Consider the following 19749-nt stretch of genomic DNA (forward strand, 5'->3'; position numbering starts at 1 on the left):
CGCGATCACTCCGCGGGCGGTGCCGGATACGGTCGCTCCTGCAGCAGCGTCGCGACGTGGGCGGCGTTGCGGGCGAGCGTCGCCGTGGTGGACGCGACCTTCTCGGGCGTCTCGGGCAGGTCCTTGTAGTCAGTGGTCTGCATCGCCTCGCCGTTCCAGTACACCCCGCCCTGCGACGGGATGGTGAAGCCCACGTCGCCCAGCCCCTGGTAGAGCGAGGCGGTGATCGCGTGCGCACCGTCCTCGTTTCCCAGCACGACGGTCACGGCCGTCTTGCCGGCGAGGATCGGGCGGCCCTCGTCGTCGGTCTCGGACAGCTCGGCGTCGAGGCGCTCCAGCACCCGCTGGGCGATGCTGGACATGTTGCCCATCCAGGTCGGGGTCGCGAAGACGAGGATGTCGCTGGCGAGGATCCGCTGCCGGATGATCGGCCATTGGTCGCCGTCGCCCATGTCGGTCTCGACGCCGGGCTTGACGTCGAAATCGACGACGCGGACCTGTTCCCCCGAGACGCCGTGCTCGGCGAGGGCGTCGAGGACCTGCTGAGCCAGGAGCTCGCAGCTGGAGTCGGCGGGGGACGGCTTGAGCGTGCAGTTGAGTGCGAGTGCGCGGAGCATGGTGTTCCTTTCGTCGAGCCGCACGCTACGGACGTCGCGGGCGCCGTGCGAGGGGTTGACAGTTCGCCGCGATCGCGCCGACCCCCCGATAACGGGCGGTAGCCTGACCCCGAGTCGTGGACAGGAGGCCGGCATGGTGAGACCGCAGCCCCAGCCCGTCGGGGCAGGACAGGAGTCGGTGTGGGACTATCCCCGCCCGCCTCGGGTCGAGAGGGTGGCCCGCCGGGCGCGGATCGAACTGGGCGGCGAGGTGATCGTCGACACCGACGATGTGGTGCGCGTGCTCGAGACGAGTCATCCGCCCGTCTACTATCTGCCGGCCGACGCCTTCGTTGCCGGCGCCCTCCGGCCGGGGGAGGGATCGTCGTTCTGCGAGTTCAAGGGCGGAGCCCGGTACTTCGACGTCGCGGGCGGGGGTCAGGTCCGGCCCCGCGCAGCGTGGACGTACCCGCAGCCCGCGCCGGGATACGAGGAGCTCGCCGGACGCGTGGCGGTCTACGCCGGGCAGATGGATCGCTGCCTCATCGACGACCACGAGGTCGAGCCGCAGCCCGGAGGCTTCTACGGCGGATGGATCACCCCGGAGGTGGTCGGTCCGTTCAAGGGCGGTCCCGGCTCGATGGGCTGGTGAGGGACGGATGCCTCGATGAGAGCCCTCGCGCGCTGGACGCTCGCCGCCGCCATGGTCTTCGCCGGTCTCAGCCACCTGTTCTGGGCGCGGCAGGAGTTCCAGGCCCAGGTGCCCGATGTCGCCACGAAGGTCCTGGACCGCGATGCGGTGGTCGTGGCATCCGGAGTCGTGGAAGTGATGCTGGGCGGCGCGCTCGTGGTGTTCCCGCGATCGCGCCGCACCGTCGGCGCCATCCTGGCCGCGTTCTTCGTCGCCGTCTTCCCCGGCAACATCGAGCAGTACGTCAAGCGCCGCGACGGCTTCCGGCTGGACACCGACCGGAAGCGCTTCGCCCGCCTGTTCTTCCAGCCGGTGCTCGTCGCGTGGGCGCTCTGGTCGACGCGCGACGGGAAGTGACCGGTCGCAGAGGGGGCGCGGACCCGCGGATCATCCTCTGCGGGTGAGGCCGCCGTTTCGGCGCGCTCCCTACAGTGAGGGCCACGCCGTTCCCTGTGGCGCCTCGCCCCCGAAGGAACGGCCGAAACGGAGACAGGCGATGTCCGACGGCGCCACGCGGTCCCCTTCACCCGCCCCGACCCCCGCCGCTCCCGGCGGCATCACGCGAGGAACGCTCGTCTGGTTCGGTCTGGCGATCGTCGTCCTGGCGTTCTTCGCCGCCTTCTTCGGCTCGTGGCTCGCACGGTCGGTGGACACGACCCAGCCGACGCCGGAGCCCACACCCGTCGCCGAGGAGACGGCGTCGGTCGAGGACTACGAAGCCGCGCTCGAGGAGATCCTGCCGGCGGGATCGGCTGTCCGCGTGGGAACGGGGGCGCCGGAGTCGGGCAAGGGCTCGCCGGGAGACGTGTACATCGACATCGCCACCGCCGACGTGTACCTCTACGAGGAGGACTGGACGCTGGTGGGGAACATCCGCGAGTCGGCCGCCGAGAACCTCACCGGCGCGACCGGCGAGACCGGAGCGACCGGCGAGCAGGGGGAGCAGGGGGAGCAGGGCGAGCAGGGCGAGCAGGGGGAGCAGGGCGAGCAGGGGGAGCAGGGCGAGCAAGGGGAGCAGGGCGAGCCGGGGACGCAGGTGTCGCTCGGGGTCGGCGCTCCGCCGGAGTCGTGCGAGGCGGACGACATCTACATCGACACGTCCGAGCCGATGTTCTACCAGTGCAGCGACGGCTCGTGGCTGTCGTTCGCGCCACCTGCCGCGGACGCCCCCGCCACCGACGGGTGACGCATCGCGCAGCGCGTCGGCGATCCCACCGGCTCAGCGCCGGACGGAGGCGGTCACGGTGAACTTCGCGTTGCGCGCCACCTGCCGGGTGGGGCCCACCAGGCCCTCGAGCGCAGCTCGGTAGCGCAGTCCCGAGTTCCACACCGCCCACAGCTGCCCGCCGGGCCGGAGGGCGCGGGCGGCGTCGGCGAAGAGGCGCGGCGCGATGTCGTCCGACACCGCCGCGCCGACGTGGAACGGGGGATTGAGGGCGATGAACGCGGCCTGACCGTCGGGCCGCGAGCGCAGCATGTCGTCTCGGGCGACCTCCACGCGGTCCGCGACGCCGTTCGCCGCCGCCGTGGCGCGCGCCGACGCGACGGCCGCCGCCGATTGATCGCACGCGTACACCCGCAGACCCGGGTGGCGCAGGGCGAGGGTGGCGGCGACGACGCCCGTGCCGCACGCGAGGTCGATGACGGGCTCGTCGACGGCGAGGCGGACGAGCTGCACCGGATCGGGAAGATGCTCGAGCAGGAAGCGCGTGCCGATGTCGATCCCGGTGCCGGCGAACGCACCGCCGAAGGCGCACACCGTCAGACCCTCGTGGGCCTGGCAGCGGGGCTCGGGATCGCGACCGGCGCGGGGACCGCGGGCCACGAGCACGCGGGACTTCTGCCGGGCGTGGGTGACGTCGACGCGCTCGAAGCGCTCGCCGAGGATGCCGTTCATGGCCGTCGTCATGTGCTTCACCCGCCCGCCGCCGAAGACCACGACGGCAGGATCGGCGTGCGCGGCGATCAGTCCCGCGATGTCGTCGAGCGCGTCGAGCGCGCGGGGGAGCCGCAGCAGCACGACGCGGGCCCCCTGGACGAGGTCGCTGGACAGTCCGCGGGAGCGGTACGCGTGCGCCAGCGAGAACCGCTCCGCGTTCGCGGCGAGCGCCTGCTCGCCGGTGAGGGGATCCTGATGGACGCGGATGCCGCGGTCGCCATCCGCCGCGGCGCCGAGCGTGAGCGCGCCGTAGCCGTCGCCGATGACGACGACGGTGCCGTCGGGGGCGGCGTCCCGGGCTGCGGCCGATTCGTCGAGAATGAGTCGGTCGGCGGCATCCGCTGCGGGCAGGTCCGGCCCTTCGAGGTCGGGCCAGCGCCGCAGCGCGGCGGGGGAGTAGTGCACCGTCCCACGGTAGCCTCGCTCGGCGCCGGGCCGGCTCGGGTCTGTCAGGACGTCACCATCCGGTGGTGAGCACGCGATCCAGGGCGGCCACGAGCGCGTCCGCGGACTGCCGCGTGAAGCACATCGGCGGCTTGATCTTGAGGATGTTCTGGTGGTCGCCGGTCGGCTGGGCGATGACCCCGAGATCCCGAAGGCGAGCGCAGACGGCCGCTGTCTCGGCGGTGGCCGGCTCCCACGTGGCGCGATCGCGCACGAGCTCCGGCCCCAGGTAGAAGCCCGACCCGTGGACGGCGGCGAGGATCGGATGGCGCTCCCCGAGATCCTCGAGCCGGCTCTTCAGGTAGCCGCCCACCTCGCGGGCGTTCTCCTGCAGACGCTCGTCGCGGATGATGTCGAGCACCGCGAGGCCGACGGCGCTCGAGACCGGGCTGCCGCCCGCCGAGGAGAAGAAGTACCCGCCGGTGCGATACCGCTCGGCGATCTCGCGCGTCGTGATGACGGCGCCGAGCGGATGGCCGTTGCCCATCGCCTTGGCCACCGCGACGACATCCGGTACGACACCCTGCTGCTCGAAGCCCCAGAACCACTGCCCGAGCCGGCCGTAGCCCACCTGCACCTCGTCGGCGACGGCGATGCCGCCGTGCGCTCGGACGGCGTCGTAGACGGCCGCGAGATACCCGTCGGGCAGGGCGACGCCGCCGCCGTTGCCGAACAGGGTCTCGGCGATGAACGTGCCCACCGGTATGCCGGCCGCGGCGAGCCGGTCGATCTCTGCGACGGCCTCGTCGGCGTAGCGTCGGGCGTCCGATCCGCGGTGCTCGCCCCGCAGCGGATTGGGCGAGGGCAGGGTGTGCACCCAGTCGGGGCGGGTCGAGAGGGCGTCGGGATTGTCCGCGACGGACGTCGACACCGCGTCGCTGAGGAAGGTCCAGCCGTGGTAGGCCTCCCGCAGGGCCAGCACATCGTCGCGGCCCGACCACGCGCGTCCGAGACGGAGGGCGAGATCGACGGCCTCCGAGCCGCTGTTGACGAGGAACACGGTGTCCAGCGATGGCGGGAGCAGCGCCGCCAGACGTTCCGAGAACGCCACCACCGAGGGGTAGTGGAACCGCGAGTTGGTGTTGAGCAGACGCCACTGCCCGGCGACGGCCTCGACCAGCCTCGGGTGGGCGTGCCCCACCGAGGAGACGTTGTTGAGGGTGTCGAGGTACACGCGCCCGTCCGCGTCGACCAGGTGCTCGCGCCAGCCCCGCACCATCACCGGCGGATCATCGAAGTAGTGCTCCTGCACGTCGGCGAACACGGCATCGCGCCGCGCGAGCAGCTCGGCGGCATCGGGCCGGCGAGCGGGTTCCGGATGCCCCGGCACCAGCGCACTCGGATCGGCCACGATCCGCCCCCAGGCGCCGGCGAGTCCGCGGGGCGCGAAACGGGGTGCGTCGACGCCGCTCCGCCGGACCTGGATCCAGAGCCGGTCGGTGCTCTCGCCGAGGAGATCGCCCGCGGCGAGGCGCGTCCCGGCAGGCAGTGCGGCGCGCACCCCGTCGAGGATCAGGTCCACCCCTTCGCCCCGCAGGAGCAGCCCGTCGGCGGTGGGCTCGATGGTCCCCGCCCACGGAGCGGCGACCGGCTGCGGGTCGGCGAAGCGCAGCTCGATCCCGAGCGAGACGTTGCGCGGCGCCTCGGGGTCGCCCGGTCGGGAGCGGGTCAGGCGGGATTCGTCGAAGCGGGCGACGACCGCGCGGGCGGGGCCGAGGCGTCCCCTCATCGCGTCGTCTTCGGCGGATGCCTCGAGCCAGGCGCCCTCGTGCAGGAGCGGGCTCTCGGGCGACAGGTCGCAGACCGCGACGTCATCCGGCCCGAGCCAGGGGAGGATCGGCTCGGCCGCGGGGAGCGCGAGGGGGGAGGGGGCCGCGCCCGTCGCGGCCGACACCAGGGCGGTCGCGACCTCGAGCGGCACCGCGGTGGCGGCGGCGAAGATGGCCAGCTCGTGCTCGAGATTCCCCGCGGCGTAGTCGTTGCCGGGATCGGTCGCCAGGACGTGGTGAGCGCTGGCCACCAGCGTCGCCGCTCGGACGACGACGAGCGGCCACAGCGCTTCGATCTCGGCCGCCGCCAGCGGGCGCACCCGGTGATAGGCGGTGACGGCGCGAACGGCGTCGACGATGCCGACGCCGTCGTGATGCAGCAGCGACGAGACGGTGATGGCCAGCTCGCCGACCGTCCAGGTGCGGTTGAGGTCGCCGAGGTCGATCACGCCGTCGGGGATGCCGGTCACGGGGTCGGACGTCACGAGGTTGTCGTCGGTGAGGTCGCCGTGGATGAACTGCCGAGGAAGCTCGTCGGCCACGCGCTCGACGACGCGCCATGCCGCTGCCGCGGCGGAGCTCAACCGTCCGGCGAGCGCCGGGTCGCCCACGAACGGGAGGAGCTCGGCGAGCACCGACGGGGCGCTGCGCAGATCCCACTGGTGGGCGCGCGCGGCGCCGGGCGCGTCGAATCCTTCGAGGGCCAGAGCGATCCGGGCCGCGAGTGCGCCCATCGCCTGGATCACACGGGGCGACAGATACCCCGAGAGCGTCTCGCCGTCGAGGAACTCGAGCACGCGCGCGTGCATCTCGACGCCGTCGACGATCACCGCCCGGGCGGTGGTCTCCGCCGGCCGCGGCGTCGGCCCCGGCACCGGCAGGGCACGTGGTGCGCGGCAGCGTGCTCGTTCGGCGATGAGCCGCGCGGCGGCGGACTGCGCCTCCAGCTCAGCGGCGGTGACGCTGGGGTTGGCGATCTTCAGCAGCAGGCGCGGCGCATCGTGCCGCTCGAGCAGGAAGTTGCGGTCCTGGTGGCTGCCGAGCGCGCGTGCCGTGGCCTCGACCCCCCACACCGTACGGGCGAGGCGTGCGGCCGTCTCGGGTGAGATGTCGGGGGGAACCGGCTGTGCCAGGGCCTCGCCCGGCCGCGCATCGGCGCTCATGCATACTCCTCGCTGGAATCCACACGAGGCTATCGTCCGCCGTGCCGCCGATTCGTCCGGAAATCGGTCCGGGTCTGGCCGGGCTGTCGCGAACCCGACGCGCCGGAGAGCGCTCAGGCGGACGCGGCCTCGCCGAGGAACAGGGCGATCTCGTCCGGTCGGCACGCGGCCAGGGCCGCGTCGCGCCCGGCCACGTCGGCGAGGGCGTCGAGAGCCGCCAGGAGCCCGCCGCGGTCGCCCGCGTCGCGCTGGGCGGCCACGAGAGCCTGGGCCGCGAGGATCTGCCGGGCACGGTCACCGGCGGTCGCCGCGATCGCCGCGGCCTCCCGCAGCAGGTCGACGCGTCGGCGCGGGCTGGCGGCCCGGGCGGCGCGCAGCATCTGCACGCGGTGCACGCAGCGAAGGTCGCCGAAGTGGCGGAACGACGCGATCAGGTCGTCCAGCTCGCCGGGACCGTCCAGGCCGAGAGTGGCCTGCACGAGCCGCCCGTGCGCCCGCTCGTGGTCGTTCGCCATCGCCTCGGCGTAGGCGACGCACTCGGCTGCCCATCGCGCCGCCCGGTCGCGGTCGTGTCCGGTCTCCGCGGCGGTCAGGGCCATCATGAACCGCACGTTGTTGACGTGGGTCTCGTCGCCCGCCCGGGCGTAGGAGAGCATGGCCGCCTCGAACGCCTCGACTGCCGCGCTGAGGTCGCCCGCTCCCTCCTGCATCGCGATGCTCCGCAACGCCACCCCGCGGAACTGCCGCGCCGCCGCCGCGTCCCACGCGTCGTCGTGCTCCACGGCGAGCCGCTCCGCGATGTCGAGGTGGGGGAGCGCCTCGGCCGGATGCGGCCCGTACGCCGCCGCCATGCCGGCCAGCTGGTGCGCGGCACGCTGCTGCTGCGGATCCGAGGCATCCGCGACGGTGAGGGCGCGCTCGGCGAGCGCCGCCACCACCTCGACGTCGAAGAAGGCGAGCGCATTGCCGAGCACCAGCAGCTGGGCAGGCGTCGCGCGCTCCAGCATCCACTCGTCGCGCGCGCCCATCGCGAGAGCCTCGACGCTGTCGGCGTCCGACCCGTACTGCTCCACGCCGATCGCGAGCAGCGCCGACAGCCGCACCGCGAGCGGGTCGCGCTCGGCGAGCGACCAGCGCAGGGCGGCGTTCACCTCGGGGCACAGCATCACCGACAGTTGCATGGCCTCCGCGCTCGCGTCGGTGCGGGCAGTGGCGATGAACCCTTCCGACACGGTCGTGATGAGCTCCGCGTGGCGTCGGAGCACGTCGCGCACGACCGCGTCGTCCGTGCGGGCCAGCACGAACTCGCGCATGACGGCGAGGAGCCGCCAGCGGCCGCGGCCGGTGGGAGCCGTCACCAGCAGCGAGCGGTCCAGCAGTCGCAGCACCACGCCCTGCGCGCCCTCGTGCGTGACGGCGACGGCGAGGTCCATGTCGAACGTGCGCGGAAGCGCCGCGAGGCGCCGGAGAACCTCGCGCTCCTCGTCGGTGAGCAGATCCCAGGTCCACTCGAAAGCCGTCTCGAGGCTGCGGTGGCGTCCTTCGGGCGTCGCCCTGTCGAGGGTCGCGAAGTCGTGGTCCAGACGGGACGACAGCTCCGCGAGGCTGAGATGCCGAGCCGCCGCGGCGGCCAGCTCGAGTGCGAGCGGCAGGCCGTCCAGCCGGGCCGCGATGTGGTCGAGATGCGCGTCGTCGTCCGGGGTCGGAGGCTGACCGGCGGAGGCGAGCCGGTCGCTCAGGAGCGCGCTCGCCGGGGCGTCGACGCCGGCGGACACCAGCGGCTCGACGACCTGCACCTGCTCGTCGTTCCCGCCGAGCGGTGTTCGGGAGGTCGCCAGCACCTTCAGGGCCGGCGCCAGCGCGCGCAGGGCTGAGACCATGCGCCGTGTGGCCGGGACCACGTGATCGGCGTTGTCGAGCACCAGCAGGTAGGGCTGCGCGGCCAGGGCGACGCCCACCGAGGCGACGAGGTCCTCGTGGGGCGAGACCTCCATCCCGAGCGACCGGCTGACGCGGTTGACCAGATCGCCGGCCGACGCGTGCTCGAGCTCGACGATCACGGGGGTGCGATCGTCGTGCGCCTTGGCGAACTCGAGCGCGAGCCTCGTCTTGCCGACTCCGCCGGGGCCGACGAACGTCACGAGATCACCGCGGGCGAACGCCGCCTCCGCCATCGCCAGATCGCGACCGCGTCCGCGCAGCGGATTCGCCGGGACCCGGACGGAGCTCTCGCGCCGATGCCGGGCCGCCGCGACGAGGTCGGCCCGGCTGTCGGCGTCGAGCTTGCGCCTCAGGCTCGCGATGTGGCTCTCGACCGTGCGCACGGAGATGAACAACTCCGACGCGATCTCGGGGTTGGTCAGTCGCCGCTCCACGCCGGCGAGGACCGCGCGTTCGCGCGGCGTCAGGGGAGGCCCCAGCACGACGCCCAGTGTAGTCACGCACGCCCCGGAAGGAGACGGCGCAGCCCGCCGAGGTGAAGCGCTCGCGCCGCGATCGAGGCGGCGGCCGGAGCATCCGGGCTCGCGGCCCGCTCCTGTGCGAGCCGCTCGAGCACGACGCGTCGACGCTCGAGGTCACGGTGCGCGCTCTCACGCTCGGCGAGGTGCAGCGCGAACAGATCGTACGCGGACATGCGTCCGTCTCCCTTCCGGTGCCGGCGGGTGCCGGCGGTCATGCGCGGGGTCTCAGCGGACCGTCGCGGTGAACAGCAGGTACTCCGAGTCGATGGCGCCGTGCGCGGCGACGGCGCGATCGCCCAGGCCGCGCAGCGCCTCGTCGATCGCCGCGACCGCTGCGGGGTCGTCGGCGTTGCGGTTGTAGACCGCGATGGTCGGGCCGTAGTGCGACGCGAAGTACGCGCGGAACTCCTCGCCGGAGGCGAAGCGGCCGAACCTGACGGTCTCGCGGGTGGCGCGCACGTCGGCCACCGTGTCGCCGAAGAGCGCCCGCACGTGCGTCTCGTCCCCCCACAGCGGTGCCGGCTGCGCCCCTGCGGGGAGCGGCGCGTTGAACGGCTTCAGCGCCGCGAAGAGCTGGCCGATGAACCCCTCCGGAGTCCAGCTGATCAACCCGATCCGTCCGCCGGGGCGCACGACGCGGACGATCTCGGCAGCGCTCCGCTCATGGTGCGGGGCGAACATCACTCCCACCGTCGAGACGGCGACGTCGAACTCGTCGTCGCCGAACGGCAGGGCCTCGGCGTCGGCGGGGCGCCACTCCAGCTGTGCGCCCGCCTCCTCTGCGCGCCGGTGCCCTTCGCCGAACAGCTCGGGCGTCAGGTCGGTCGCGACCACGTCGGCGCCGCGCAGCGCGGCCGGGATGGCGGCGTTGCCGCTTCCCGCGGCGATGTCGATGACGCGCTCACCGCGTCGGATGTCGACGGCCTCGACGACCCGCGGGCCGAGCGACCAGATCAGGTCGTGCGCGAGCGTCGGGTAGTCCCCGGACGCCCACATCGCGCGGTGCTTGGCCTTGAGCGCCTTGTCGGCCTCGTCGATGGTGACGGTGCTCAGATCGGTCATGATGTGTCCTCTCCTTCGGTCTGTGGACGCTGTCCACGTTCGTCGGAAACCTCTGCGGCGGCATCCGTGCCCGGCACGGAAATCCGGCTCCCCTCTCAGGAGCGCGCACGATCGCGGGGAATACACCGGAAGTCGCGCCGTTGAACTTGATACGGTCGCGCTCAAGTTCGTAATCTTGACAGGCCTTGACTCAACTTCAGGAGAAAGACGCAATGCCCGAAGACTTCACCTCCTCCGCCGGCGCCGACGACACCGGCAGCTCGTTCGACGAGTTCCTCGCGCGGTATCTCGCGGGTGAGCGCGCGCGTGCGGAGAGGTCCATCGATCTCAGCCGGTTCCTGGGTGCGCGCACCCAGCAGCTCCTCCAGCGCGCCGGACGATTCGCCCTCGAGCGCGGCCAGCGCGAGCTCGACGCGCTCCACGTCCTCCGCGTGCTCGTCGATGAGGCACCGGCCCGCGACGCCGTGCAGCAGGTCGGCGCCGACCCGCGCGCCATCCTGCGCGCGACCGACGAGCGCCTCCCCGCCGCGTCCGCCCCGGCCGACGTCGATGGCGCGGTCATCACGCCGTCCGTCCAGCGCGCGCTGTTCCAGGCCTTCCAGGTAGCACGGTCGTCCGGTTCGACGTACGTCGACCCCGAGCACCTGTTCTTCGCCCTCGTGCTCGCGCAGGACACCCCCGCCGGCCAGGTCCTCGCGCGCGCCGGTGTGACCGCCGAAGCCCTCACGCAGGGGCTGCGCGAGACGGTCAGCCAGGGTGCGGCCACCGAGACGATCGATGAGACGGATGCCGCGGCATCCGCCACTCCGATGCTCGACACGTACGGCACCGACCTCACGGCCCGCGCCTTCGAGGGCGAGCTCGATCCCGTCATCGGCCGTGCCGATGAGATCGCGCAGACCATCGAGATCCTCAGTCGCCGCACGAAGAACAACCCCGTGCTCGTCGGCGAGGCGGGCGTCGGCAAGACCGCGATCGTCGAGGGTCTCGCCCAGGCGATCGTGGCCGGGGCGGTGCCCGAGCAGCTGCTCGGCAAGCGCGTCATCGCGCTCGACCTCCCCGCGATGCTCGCGGGCACGCGCTACCGCGGCGACTTCGAGGAGCGCCTCACCAAGACGATGGACGAGATCGCGGCCCACAAGGGCGAGATCGTCGTCTTCATCGACGAGGTGCACACCGTGGTCGGCGCCGGCGGCGCCGGCGACGGCGGCATGGACGCGGGCAACATCCTCAAGCCGCGCCTCGCCCGCGGCGAGCTGCACCTCGTCGGTGCGACCACGCTCAAGGAGTACCGCGTGATCGAGAAGGATCCCGCCCTCGAGCGCCGGTTCCAGCCGGTGCGGGTCGGCGAACCCTCGATCGAGGACGCCGTGCAGATCCTCCAGGGGCTGAGGCCCGCGTACGAGCAGCACCACGGGGTCGCCTACACCGACGACGCCATCCGCTCCGCCGTCGAGCTCAGCGACCGCTACCTCACCGAGCGGGTCCTTCCCGACAAAGCGATCGATCTCATCGACCAGGCCGGCGCACGCTTGCGCCTGCGCCTGGGCGTGCAGGTCGACGTCACGGCGCTGCTCGAGCAGCTGGCCGGGCTCGAGGCCGACAAGAACGCCGCCGTCTCCGCCGAGCACTACGAAGAGGCATCACGCATCCGCGACCGGATCGCCGAGGTGCAGGCGCGGCTCGACGAGGCGACATCGCATGCCGGGGTCACCCGCAGCGAGGCCGTCGTGGACGAGCCCGAGATCGCCGCGGTGATCAGCCGTGCCACGGGCATCCCCGTGAACCGGCTGACCGAGACCGAGCGGGAGCGCCTGGCCCAGCTCGAGGACGAGCTCCACGCGCGCGTCATCGGGCAGGACGACGCCGTCGCCGCCGTGGCGAAGGCGGTGCGCCGCAGTCGCACCGGCATGGGCGACGCCCGCAGGCCCGTCGGCTCGTTCCTCTTCCTCGGGCCGACCGGTGTGGGCAAGACCGAACTCGCCAAGGCCCTCGCCTCGTCGCTGTTCGACGACGAGGGCGCGGTGGTCCGGTTCGACATGAGCGAGTTCGGCGAGCGCCACACCGTGTCGCGTCTCGTCGGCGCCCCTCCCGGATACGTCGGCTACGACGAGGCCGGCCAGCTCACCGAGCGAGTGCGGCGCAACCCGTACTCGATCGTGCTGTTCGACGAGATCGAGAAGGCCCACCCCGACGTGTTCAACCTGCTGCTGCAGGTGCTCGACGACGGGCGCCTAACCGACGGCCAGGGGCGCACGGTCGACTTCCGCAACACGGTCGTGGTGATGACCTCGAACCTCGGCTCGGAGTTCCTGGCCTCCCGCGCGGGCGCCATCGGCTTCATCGCCGACGGGGGCGGCGCGACGGGTTTCGGATCCGAGAAGGATCTGCGTGACCGGGTGTTCGGCAAGCTGCGCGAGGCGATGCGACCGGAGTTCCTCAACCGCATCGACGAGATCGTGCTGTTCCGCAAGCTCGAGAAGCCGCAGCTGCGGCAGATCGTGGGCCTGCTGTTGGGTGCGACCGAGGCCCGGCTCGCCAAGCGCGAGGTCGAGCTCATCGTCACCGACGCGGCCCTCGACTGGCTGGCCGACAACGGGTACGAGCCCGAGTACGGCGCCCGGCCGCTGCGGCGGCTCATCCAGCGCGAGGTCGACGACCGGGTGGCCGACCTCTTCGTCACCGGTCAGCTGTCCGACGGCGGCGCCGTGACGGTGGATGCGTCGAGCGAGGGCATCCTCGTCCGAGCCCGGGCTCGGCTGCCTCAGGCGGCCTGACCCGATCCCCGATCCGTCTCCGTCGAACCGACGCGCGCGCCCCGGCGCGACGGTCGGATCGGCGGAGACGGACGGCGTTGTCGGCGCTGCGTGGCAGGGTAAGGGGCATGGCCCGCATCGGCGCGATCTTCAATCCCTACACCCACGGCCCCGACGAGTTCCGCGATGCCGTTCTGGCCGCCGAGCGCGAGGGCGTTCCGGAGCTGTGGATCTGGGAGGACTGCTTCCGCACGTCCGCCTTCGCCGCAGCCGCGGCCGCGCTCGCGTGGACCGAGCGGCTGCGCATCGGGATCGGGATCGCACCCATGCCGCTGCGGAACGTCGCCGCGACCGCGATGGAGATCGCGACCGTGGAGCGGCTGTTCCCCGGCCGTCTGCTCCCCGGCGTGGGCCACGGCGTCCTGCCCTGGATGGGTCAGGTGGGCGCGCGAGCGGCTTCGCCGCTCACGCTCATGCGCGAGTACGTGCCTGCGCTGCAGGGGCTCCTCGCGGGCGAGCAGGTCGACACCGCCGGGCGCTACGTCACGCTCGAGTCCGTCCGCCTCGACTATCCGCCCGAGAGTGCGCCGTTCGTCTACGCCGCCGCCGAGGGGCCGAAGACCCTGCGGCTGAGCGGAGAGGTCGCCGACGGCACGGTGCTCGACAGCGGCCACACCGCCGACGAGGTGCGAGCGGCCGTCGCCGCGGTCCGCGGCGCCAGGGCCGAGTCGGGCAGGGCAGGCCGCCACGACGTCGTGGCGTACGTGGTGACGGCCTTCGGGTCCGACGCCGAGGCGCGCGCCGTCGCCGACGTCGGCGACAAGCCCGACCCCGAGCGGCGCGCGGTCTGGGGCGAGCCCGCCGAGGTCGCCGACCGCCTGCGGGCGTTCTTCGACGCCGGCGTGGACGACGCGGTCCTCCTGCCCGCGTCGCGGGTCGACGTGCGCGAGTTCGCCGCCGGCGCCGGCGAGGTGGCGCGCCTGGTCGGCGCTGATGGGGGCGACTGAGCGCGCGCCCCGCGCTGCCTCCGCGCCGTCATCGGGCATGCTCGAGGCATGACGAAGACTCCCGCCGCACTGTCGATCGGCGTGGCCGCCGCGATCGGGCCCGAGATCGGCGCGAGCCTGGCGCCTCTCGTCGAGTCCGCAGGATTCCACGCGCTGTGGGTCAACGACACCCCGGGCCACGATGCGCTGGACGTGCTCGCCGCCGCGGCGAGGGTCACCGACCGGCTCATGCTCGCGACCGGCGTCCTCCCGATGGACCGGCGCACGTCCCGGGAGGTGCTCGCCCGCATCGGCGAACTCGACCTGCCCGTCGACCGTCTCGTCCTGGGAATCGGCTCGGGAGCGAGGTCGGTGGGCGCCCTCGCGACGGTCACGGATGCCGCGGCCGCACTGCGCACAGGACCGTCGGCGCGCATCGTGGTCGGCGCCCTGGGGCCGAAGATGCGACGCACGGGAGCCGAGGCATCCGATGGTCTGCTCCTGAGCTGGCTCACGCCGGACCTCGCGGCCCGCCAGGCGGACGAGGCCCGCACGATCACACCCGAGACCCACGTGGCCCTGTACGTGCGGGCGGCCGCCGAGCCCGGCGCCGCTCCGGCGCTCGCCGCCGAGACCGCGCGGTACGCCGGCTACCCCGCCTACGCGGCGAACTTCGCCCGGCTCGGCATCGACGCATCCCAGACGACCATCGCGCCCGGTGACGGCACCGACCGCATCGATGCCTACCGCGATGCGGTCGACGAGGTCGTGCTGCGCGCCATCACGGCCGACGGGTCCGGGGCGTCGTACGCCCGGCTGATCGAGGCGTATGCGCCGCGGTGACCGCCGCCGCCAGCCGGGCGGCGGGACGGCCGGGTGCGAGACTGGTCGCGTGAGCACCGTGATCGCCCGCCGCGTGGCCCGGTGGGCGCTGGCCGCGCTGCTGCTCGCCGCCGGGGCATCCCATCTCTTCTGGGGTCGCCGCGGGTACCGGATCGTCGTGCCCGACTGGGCCACCCGCGTGCTGCGCACCGACAAGGACATGATCGTCGTCGCGTCCGGCGCCGTCGAACTGATGCTCGGTGCGGCCGTACTGACTCTTCGCCGGGAGCGCCGTCGGGTGGGCTGGGCGATCGCCGCGTTCTTCGTCGCGGTCTTCCCCGGCAACGTGCACCAGTGGCGCACGGGGCGTCCGGCGCCGCTCATGCGCTCGGACCGCGCCCGCTTCGTCCGCCTGCTGCTGCAGCCGGTGCTGATCGCGTGGGCGCTGTGGTCCACCGCGCCCGAGGCGACCGGCGGGACGCGGGCAGAGGGACGGCGGCACGCGTGATCGGGGGACTGCGGTTCGCCGCCGCGCAATCGACAGCCGCCTGTGCGCCGCTGGCAACCCCCCGTCGGGTGTCGGCGGCCGGTGGCACAATGCGAGCATGCTGCTCTCTGCCGTGGTGGGCGCCGCCGACACCGCCGCCGCGACGTCCTCCCGGCTCGCGAAGGTGGCGGCGCTGGCCGACGTCCTCACCGGACTCGACGCCGACGAGGTGGCGCCCGCGGTGGGGTTCCTCGTCGCGAGCCCCCGGCAGGGAAGGCTGGGCGTGGGCTGGCGCAGCCTCTCCGCGCTCGATCTCGCGCACGCCGACGCGCCGTCCCTGACCGTCCACGACGTCGATGCCGCGCTCGATCGCCTGGCCCGCGCAGACGGGCCGGGCTCGGCCGCGGCCCGCCGCGACGAGCTCGTGACGCTCGCGAGCCGGGCGACGGCCTCGGAATGGGACTTCGTGTCGCGTGTGATCCTCGGCGAGCTGCGCACCGGCGCGCTCGAGGGAGTGCTGCTCGACGCGATCGCGCGGGCGGGCGACGCGGACGCGTCGGCCGTGCGCCGAGCCGCGATGCTCTCGGGCGACCTCGGCGAGACCGCGCGCATCGTGCTGCACGGCGCCCCCGGCGAGCTGGAGTCCGTCGGGCTGCGGGTCGGCCGCCCGGTGATGCCCATGCTGGCGTCGACGGCGGGCTCCACCGGCGAGGCCCTCGCCACTCTCGCAGGGCCCGCGTCGGTGGAGTACAAGCTCGACGGTGCGCGCATCCAGGTGCACCGTCGCGGCGACGAGGTGCGCGTCTACACCCGCAGTCTCGCCGACATCACGCATCGGGTGCCCGAGATCGTCGAGGCGGTCCGCCAACTGCCGGTCGACGAGGTCATCCTCGACGGCGAGACCCTGTCGCTCGACGAGGACGGCGGCCCGCGACCGTTCCAAGACACCATGGCGCGGTTCGGCTCCGAGGCCGATCCTGCCGTGGTGCTCCGGCCCTGGTTCTTCGACATCCTGCACGTCGACGGACGCGACCTGATCGACGAGCCGCTGTCGGCCCGCCTCGACGTGCTCGAGCGGGTGGCCGGCGACGCCCGGATGCCGGGGATCGTCACCGACGACCCCGATCGAGCCGAGTCGTTCTCGCGCGAGGCGCTGGCGGCGGGGCACGAGGGCGTGATGGTGAAGGGGCTCGACGCCCCCTACGCCGCGGGACGCCGGGGCAAGAGCTGGCTGAAGGTGAAGCCGGTGCTGACCTATGACCTCGTCGTGCTGGCGGTGGAGTGGGGGTCGGGGCGGCGCAGCGGCCTGCTGTCGAACCTGCATCTCGGGGCGCTCGACCCTGACGGGGCGTTCGGCGAGCCGGGCGGCTTCGTCATGGTCGGCAAGACGTTCAAGGGCCTCACCGACAAGCTGCTGCAGTGGCAGACCGAGCGCTTCCTCGCCATCGAGACCCGCCGTTCGGGCCACGTCGTCCACGTCCGTCCCGAGACGGTCGTCGAGATCGCGATCGACGGCGTGCAGCGGTCGCCGCGCTACCCGGGCGGCGTCGCCCTCCGGTTCGCCCGCGTCAAGGGCTACCGGCCCGACAAGCGCCCCGACGAGGCCGACACGATCTCGTCCCTGCGTGCGCTGCTCCGCGGCTGACCGCGCCGGCCCGCGCCGACGGGGGAGCAGACTGGGGAGATGACGATCGTGGTCCTCACGGGCGCGGGTATCTCGGCCGAGAGCGGTGTGCCGACCTTCCGCGCCGCCGACGGCCTGTGGGAGGGGCACCGCGTCGAAGACGTGGCGACGCCCGAGGGGTACGAGCGAAACCCGGTCACGGTGCAGCGCTTCTATGACGCGCGACGGCGGGCGCTGGCATCCGTCCAGCCGAACACCGCCCACCTCGCTCTCGCCCGCCTCGAACGGGCGATCGGGGACGAGCTGCTGGTGGTCACGCAGAACGTCGACGACCTCCACGAGCGGGCCGGCACGCGCCACCTCGTGCACATGCACGGCGAGCTGCTCCGCGCGCGGTGCGACGCGTGCGGGGCGCGCGTGCCGTGGGACGTCGACCTCGAACCCCGGCCGCCGTGCCCGAGATGCGGACGACGGATGCTGCGCCCCGACGTGGTGTGGTTCGGCGAGATGCCCTACGAGCTGGACCGCATCGAGCGCGCCGTGACCGCGTGCGACGTGTTCGTCGCGGTGGGCACCTCCGGGGCGGTGTATCCCGCGGCCGGGTACGCGGCGCTGGCGGCTGCCTGCGGGGCGCGCACCGTCGAGCTCAACCTCGAGCGCACCGACGCGCTCGTCCCGTTCGACGACGCGCGCCAGGGACGCGCCGGCGAGCTGGTTCCCGCGTGGGTCGACGAGGTCCTCGCGACGAGGCGATGAGCCCCGGACGACGAAGGGCGCCGGACGGATGCTCCGCCCGGCGCCCTCGGATCGAGGCGTCTAAGTACGGACGCCGTTGCCGCGCAGGCGGGACAGCGCGTCGACGGTGGCGGCCAGGATCAGCACACCGCCCGTGACGAGCAGGTTGACGCCCGCGGGCAGGTTGAGCAGGCCGAGGCCGTTGGTGATCGTCGCGATGACGAGCGCGCCGATCGCCGCGTGCATCAGGCGTCCCTTGCCGCCGAAGAGGCTGACGCCGCCGACGACGGCCGCGGCCACGCCCGACAGGACGATGTCACGCCCCACGGTGGCGTCGACCGTCCCGACGCGCGACACGCTCAGCAGGGCCGAGAACACCGCGAGGGAGGAACAGATCACGAACGCCCACCACTTGATCCAGCGGACCTTGACGCCGGAGCGGCGCGCGGCTTCGGCGTTGCCGCCGATCGCGTAGATGTAGCGACCGAACTTCGTGCGATCGAGCACGAAGGTGCCGATCCACAGGATCACCAGCACGATCGGCACGACGTTGGGAACGCCCTGCACCGCGTTGACGGACTGTCCCCGGTCCTGGTTCAGGATGAACACGACCGCGCCGCCGACCACGGCGATGACGGCGAGCTTGATCCACACGAGCGAGATCGCCCGGTTGGGGACGCCGGCGCGGGTGCGACGTGACCGGTCCCAGAAGGACGTGCCGGCCGAGATGGCCAGCATGATGGCGAGCATCACCCAGCCGCCCCATACCGGCAGGTTGCCGTTCTGCAGCGCGATGAGCTCCGGAACCTCGACGCGGAACAGCCCGCCGGGGCCGATCACGACGAGGGCGAGGCCCTGCAGACCCAGGAACAGACCCAGCGTCACGACGAACGACGGAATGCCGACCCTCGCGACGAAGAATCCGATGAACGCGCCGATGAAGAATCCGAAGCCGAACCCGATCAGGAGGGCGAGGGGCCACGGCACGTTGAACTGGGAGTTCAGCACCACGAACAGCGCCATGCCGACGCCGCCCGTGACACCCGCCGACAGGTCGATCTCGCCGAGGAGCAGCACGAACACCAGCGCCATGCCGAGCACGACGAGCGTCGCGGCCTGATTGAGCAGGTTCGCAAAGTTGCGCTCGGTGAGGAAGAACGGGCTCAGCGCCGAGAACAGGATGCCGAGGACGACCAGGCCGCCGATCGCGGGCAGTGCGCCCATGTCGCCGCTGCGGACGCGCTGCCACCAGGCGCGGGCCTGGTCGGCCACGCCGCCTTCGACACCGCTGCCGATCAGGTCGCTGGCGAGCGGATCGGGTGCCGCCTCCGTGCGGGTCGCGTTGCTGCTCATGCCAGCCCCTCCTCGGTGCGGATCGTGGACGTGTCGACGATGCTGACGCCGCCCAGGGTCTTGGTTCCGGTGATGTAGCCCACGACGTCGTCGCGCGTGGTCTGCGATGTCTCGATCTGGGCCACCATCTGGCCCAGGTAGAGCACCGCGATGTCGTCGGCGACCTCGAAGACGTCGGCGAGGTTGTGGCTGATGAGGATGACGGCGACGCCCTGGTCGGAGAGGCGCTTGACGAGGTTCAGCACCTGCTCGGTCTGCGCGACGCCCAGCGCGGCGGTCGGCTCGTCGAGGATCACCACTCGCGCCTTCTTCAGCACGGCACGGGCGATCGCCACCGTCTGGCGCTGGCCGCCGGAGAGGCTCGACACTTTCTGCCGAACCGACTTCACCGTCCGCACCGACAGGGATCGGAGCGTGTCGGACGCCTCCTTCTCCATGCGGCCCTCGTCGAAGGTGCCGACAGAGGTCTCCTCTCGGCCCAGGAACATGTTCTGGACGATGTCGAGGTTGTCGCACAGGGCGAGGTCCTGGTACACCACCTCGATCCCCAGGCCCGAGGCATCCCTCGGGGTATGCAGATCGCGGTGCGTGCCGTCGATGCGGACTTCGCCCTCGTCGTAGGGCTGGACGCCCGCGAGGCCCTTGATGAGCGTCGACTTGCCGGCGCCGTTGTCGCCGACGAGCGCCGTCACCTTGCCGGGGTAGACCTTGAGGTCGACACCCTTGAGGACGCTGACCGGACCGAACGATTTCTTCACGCCGATCAGTTCGATGATCGGCTCTGTGGCTGTGATGGTCTGTGACATGCTCGCTTCCTTGCCGAGTGCCGGTGAGTGCACGCGAGGGCGCCGCGCCTCGGT

17 protein-coding genes are annotated in these 19749 nt (G+C 72.7%); 9 read left to right on the plus strand and 8 right to left on the minus strand.

Going from position 1 to position 19749, the window contains the following annotated elements:
• Positions 1–5: 5 nt before the first annotated feature.
• The gene (locus ACFUTX_RS03935) at positions 6–617 is read right to left on the minus strand and encodes a flavodoxin family protein (protein ID WP_378860875.1); all 612 of its coding nucleotides are present in this window, start codon (positions 615–617) and stop codon (positions 6–8) included.
• Between the two features lie 133 nt (positions 618–750).
• Here ACFUTX_RS03935 and ACFUTX_RS03940 point away from each other — a divergent pair, with 133 nt between their 5' ends.
• The 3 genes from ACFUTX_RS03940 (at position 751) to ACFUTX_RS03950 (ending at position 2473) form a co-directional block, all read left to right on the plus strand.
• A complete protein-coding gene (locus ACFUTX_RS03940; protein ID WP_378860876.1) occupies positions 751–1248 on the plus strand; it encodes a DUF427 domain-containing protein in 498 nt (165 codons plus the stop codon).
• Positions 1249–1263: 15 nt separating this feature from the next.
• The gene (locus ACFUTX_RS03945) at positions 1264–1644 is read left to right on the plus strand and encodes a hypothetical protein (RefSeq protein ID WP_378860877.1); all 381 of its coding nucleotides are present in this window, start codon (positions 1264–1266) and stop codon (positions 1642–1644) included.
• Positions 1645–1783: 139 nt separating this feature from the next.
• Positions 1784–2473 (plus strand): hypothetical protein, encoded by a 690-nt coding sequence (locus ACFUTX_RS03950; RefSeq protein WP_378860878.1) that lies wholly within the window; start codon positions 1784–1786, stop codon positions 2471–2473.
• A 33-nt stretch (positions 2474–2506) separates the two neighbouring features.
• On the opposite strand, the gene ACFUTX_RS03955 is transcribed toward ACFUTX_RS03950, so the two are convergent.
• The 5 genes from ACFUTX_RS03955 to ACFUTX_RS03975 form a co-directional block, all read right to left on the minus strand.
• Positions 2507–3631: a class I SAM-dependent methyltransferase gene (locus ACFUTX_RS03955; RefSeq protein ID WP_378860879.1), complete on the minus strand. Its 1125-nt coding sequence runs from the start codon at positions 3629–3631 to the stop codon at positions 2507–2509.
• Between the two features lie 52 nt (positions 3632–3683).
• The gene (locus tag ACFUTX_RS03960; protein WP_378860880.1) at positions 3684–6602 is read right to left on the minus strand and encodes an aminotransferase; all 2919 of its coding nucleotides are present in this window, start codon (positions 6600–6602) and stop codon (positions 3684–3686) included.
• Between the two features lie 113 nt (positions 6603–6715).
• A complete protein-coding gene (locus tag ACFUTX_RS03965) occupies positions 6716–9025 on the minus strand; it encodes an ATP-binding protein (RefSeq protein ID WP_378860881.1) in 2310 nt (769 codons plus the stop codon).
• Between the two features lie 14 nt (positions 9026–9039).
• Positions 9040–9237: a hypothetical protein gene (locus ACFUTX_RS03970; RefSeq protein ID WP_378860882.1), complete on the minus strand. Its 198-nt coding sequence runs from the start codon at positions 9235–9237 to the stop codon at positions 9040–9042.
• Between the two features lie 52 nt (positions 9238–9289).
• On the minus strand, positions 9290–10126 hold the full coding sequence (locus ACFUTX_RS03975) for a class I SAM-dependent methyltransferase (protein WP_378860883.1): 837 nt from the start codon (positions 10124–10126) through the stop codon (positions 9290–9292).
• A 212-nt stretch (positions 10127–10338) separates the two neighbouring features.
• On the opposite strand from ACFUTX_RS03975, the gene ACFUTX_RS03980 reads away from it, so the two are divergent.
• From ACFUTX_RS03980 to ACFUTX_RS04005, 6 genes are all read left to right on the plus strand, one after another.
• Complete coding sequence (locus tag ACFUTX_RS03980; protein WP_378860884.1) at positions 10339–12903, plus strand: ATP-dependent Clp protease ATP-binding subunit; 2565 nt, start codon at positions 10339–10341, stop codon at positions 12901–12903.
• Between the two features lie 107 nt (positions 12904–13010).
• Positions 13011–13889, plus strand: a complete 879-nt coding sequence (locus ACFUTX_RS03985) for an LLM class flavin-dependent oxidoreductase (protein ID WP_378860885.1) — start codon at positions 13011–13013, stop codon at positions 13887–13889.
• Positions 13890–13937: 48 nt separating this feature from the next.
• Entirely contained in the window at positions 13938–14711 is a 774-nt protein-coding gene (locus ACFUTX_RS03990; RefSeq protein ID WP_378860886.1) for an LLM class flavin-dependent oxidoreductase, read from the plus strand.
• 49 nt (positions 14712–14760) lie between these two features.
• On the plus strand, positions 14761–15198 hold the full coding sequence (locus ACFUTX_RS03995; protein WP_378860887.1) for a hypothetical protein: 438 nt from the start codon (positions 14761–14763) through the stop codon (positions 15196–15198).
• 97 nt (positions 15199–15295) lie between these two features.
• Positions 15296–16822 (plus strand): ATP-dependent DNA ligase, encoded by a 1527-nt coding sequence (locus ACFUTX_RS04000; protein WP_378860888.1) that lies wholly within the window; start codon positions 15296–15298, stop codon positions 16820–16822.
• Between the two features lie 39 nt (positions 16823–16861).
• Positions 16862–17557 carry an NAD-dependent deacylase gene (locus ACFUTX_RS04005; RefSeq protein WP_378860889.1) on the plus strand — a complete coding sequence of 232 codons (696 nt, stop codon included), beginning with the start codon at positions 16862–16864 and terminating at the stop codon, positions 17555–17557.
• Between the two features lie 60 nt (positions 17558–17617).
• Here the strand turns inward: ACFUTX_RS04005 and ACFUTX_RS04010 are convergent, their stop codons facing one another.
• Positions 17618–18889 (minus strand): sugar ABC transporter permease, encoded by a 1272-nt coding sequence (locus ACFUTX_RS04010; protein ID WP_378860890.1) that lies wholly within the window; start codon positions 18887–18889, stop codon positions 17618–17620.
• Positions 18886–19695: an ATP-binding cassette domain-containing protein gene (locus ACFUTX_RS04015; protein WP_378860891.1), complete on the minus strand. Its 810-nt coding sequence runs from the start codon at positions 19693–19695 to the stop codon at positions 18886–18888. Before ACFUTX_RS04015 ends, ACFUTX_RS04010 begins: the two co-directional genes overlap by 4 nt.
• Positions 19696–19749 lie beyond the last annotated feature (54 nt).

This window comes from Microbacterium sp. NPDC057407 (assembly GCF_042803895.1).
Taxonomy (GTDB): domain Bacteria; phylum Actinomycetota; class Actinomycetes; order Actinomycetales; family Microbacteriaceae; genus Microbacterium.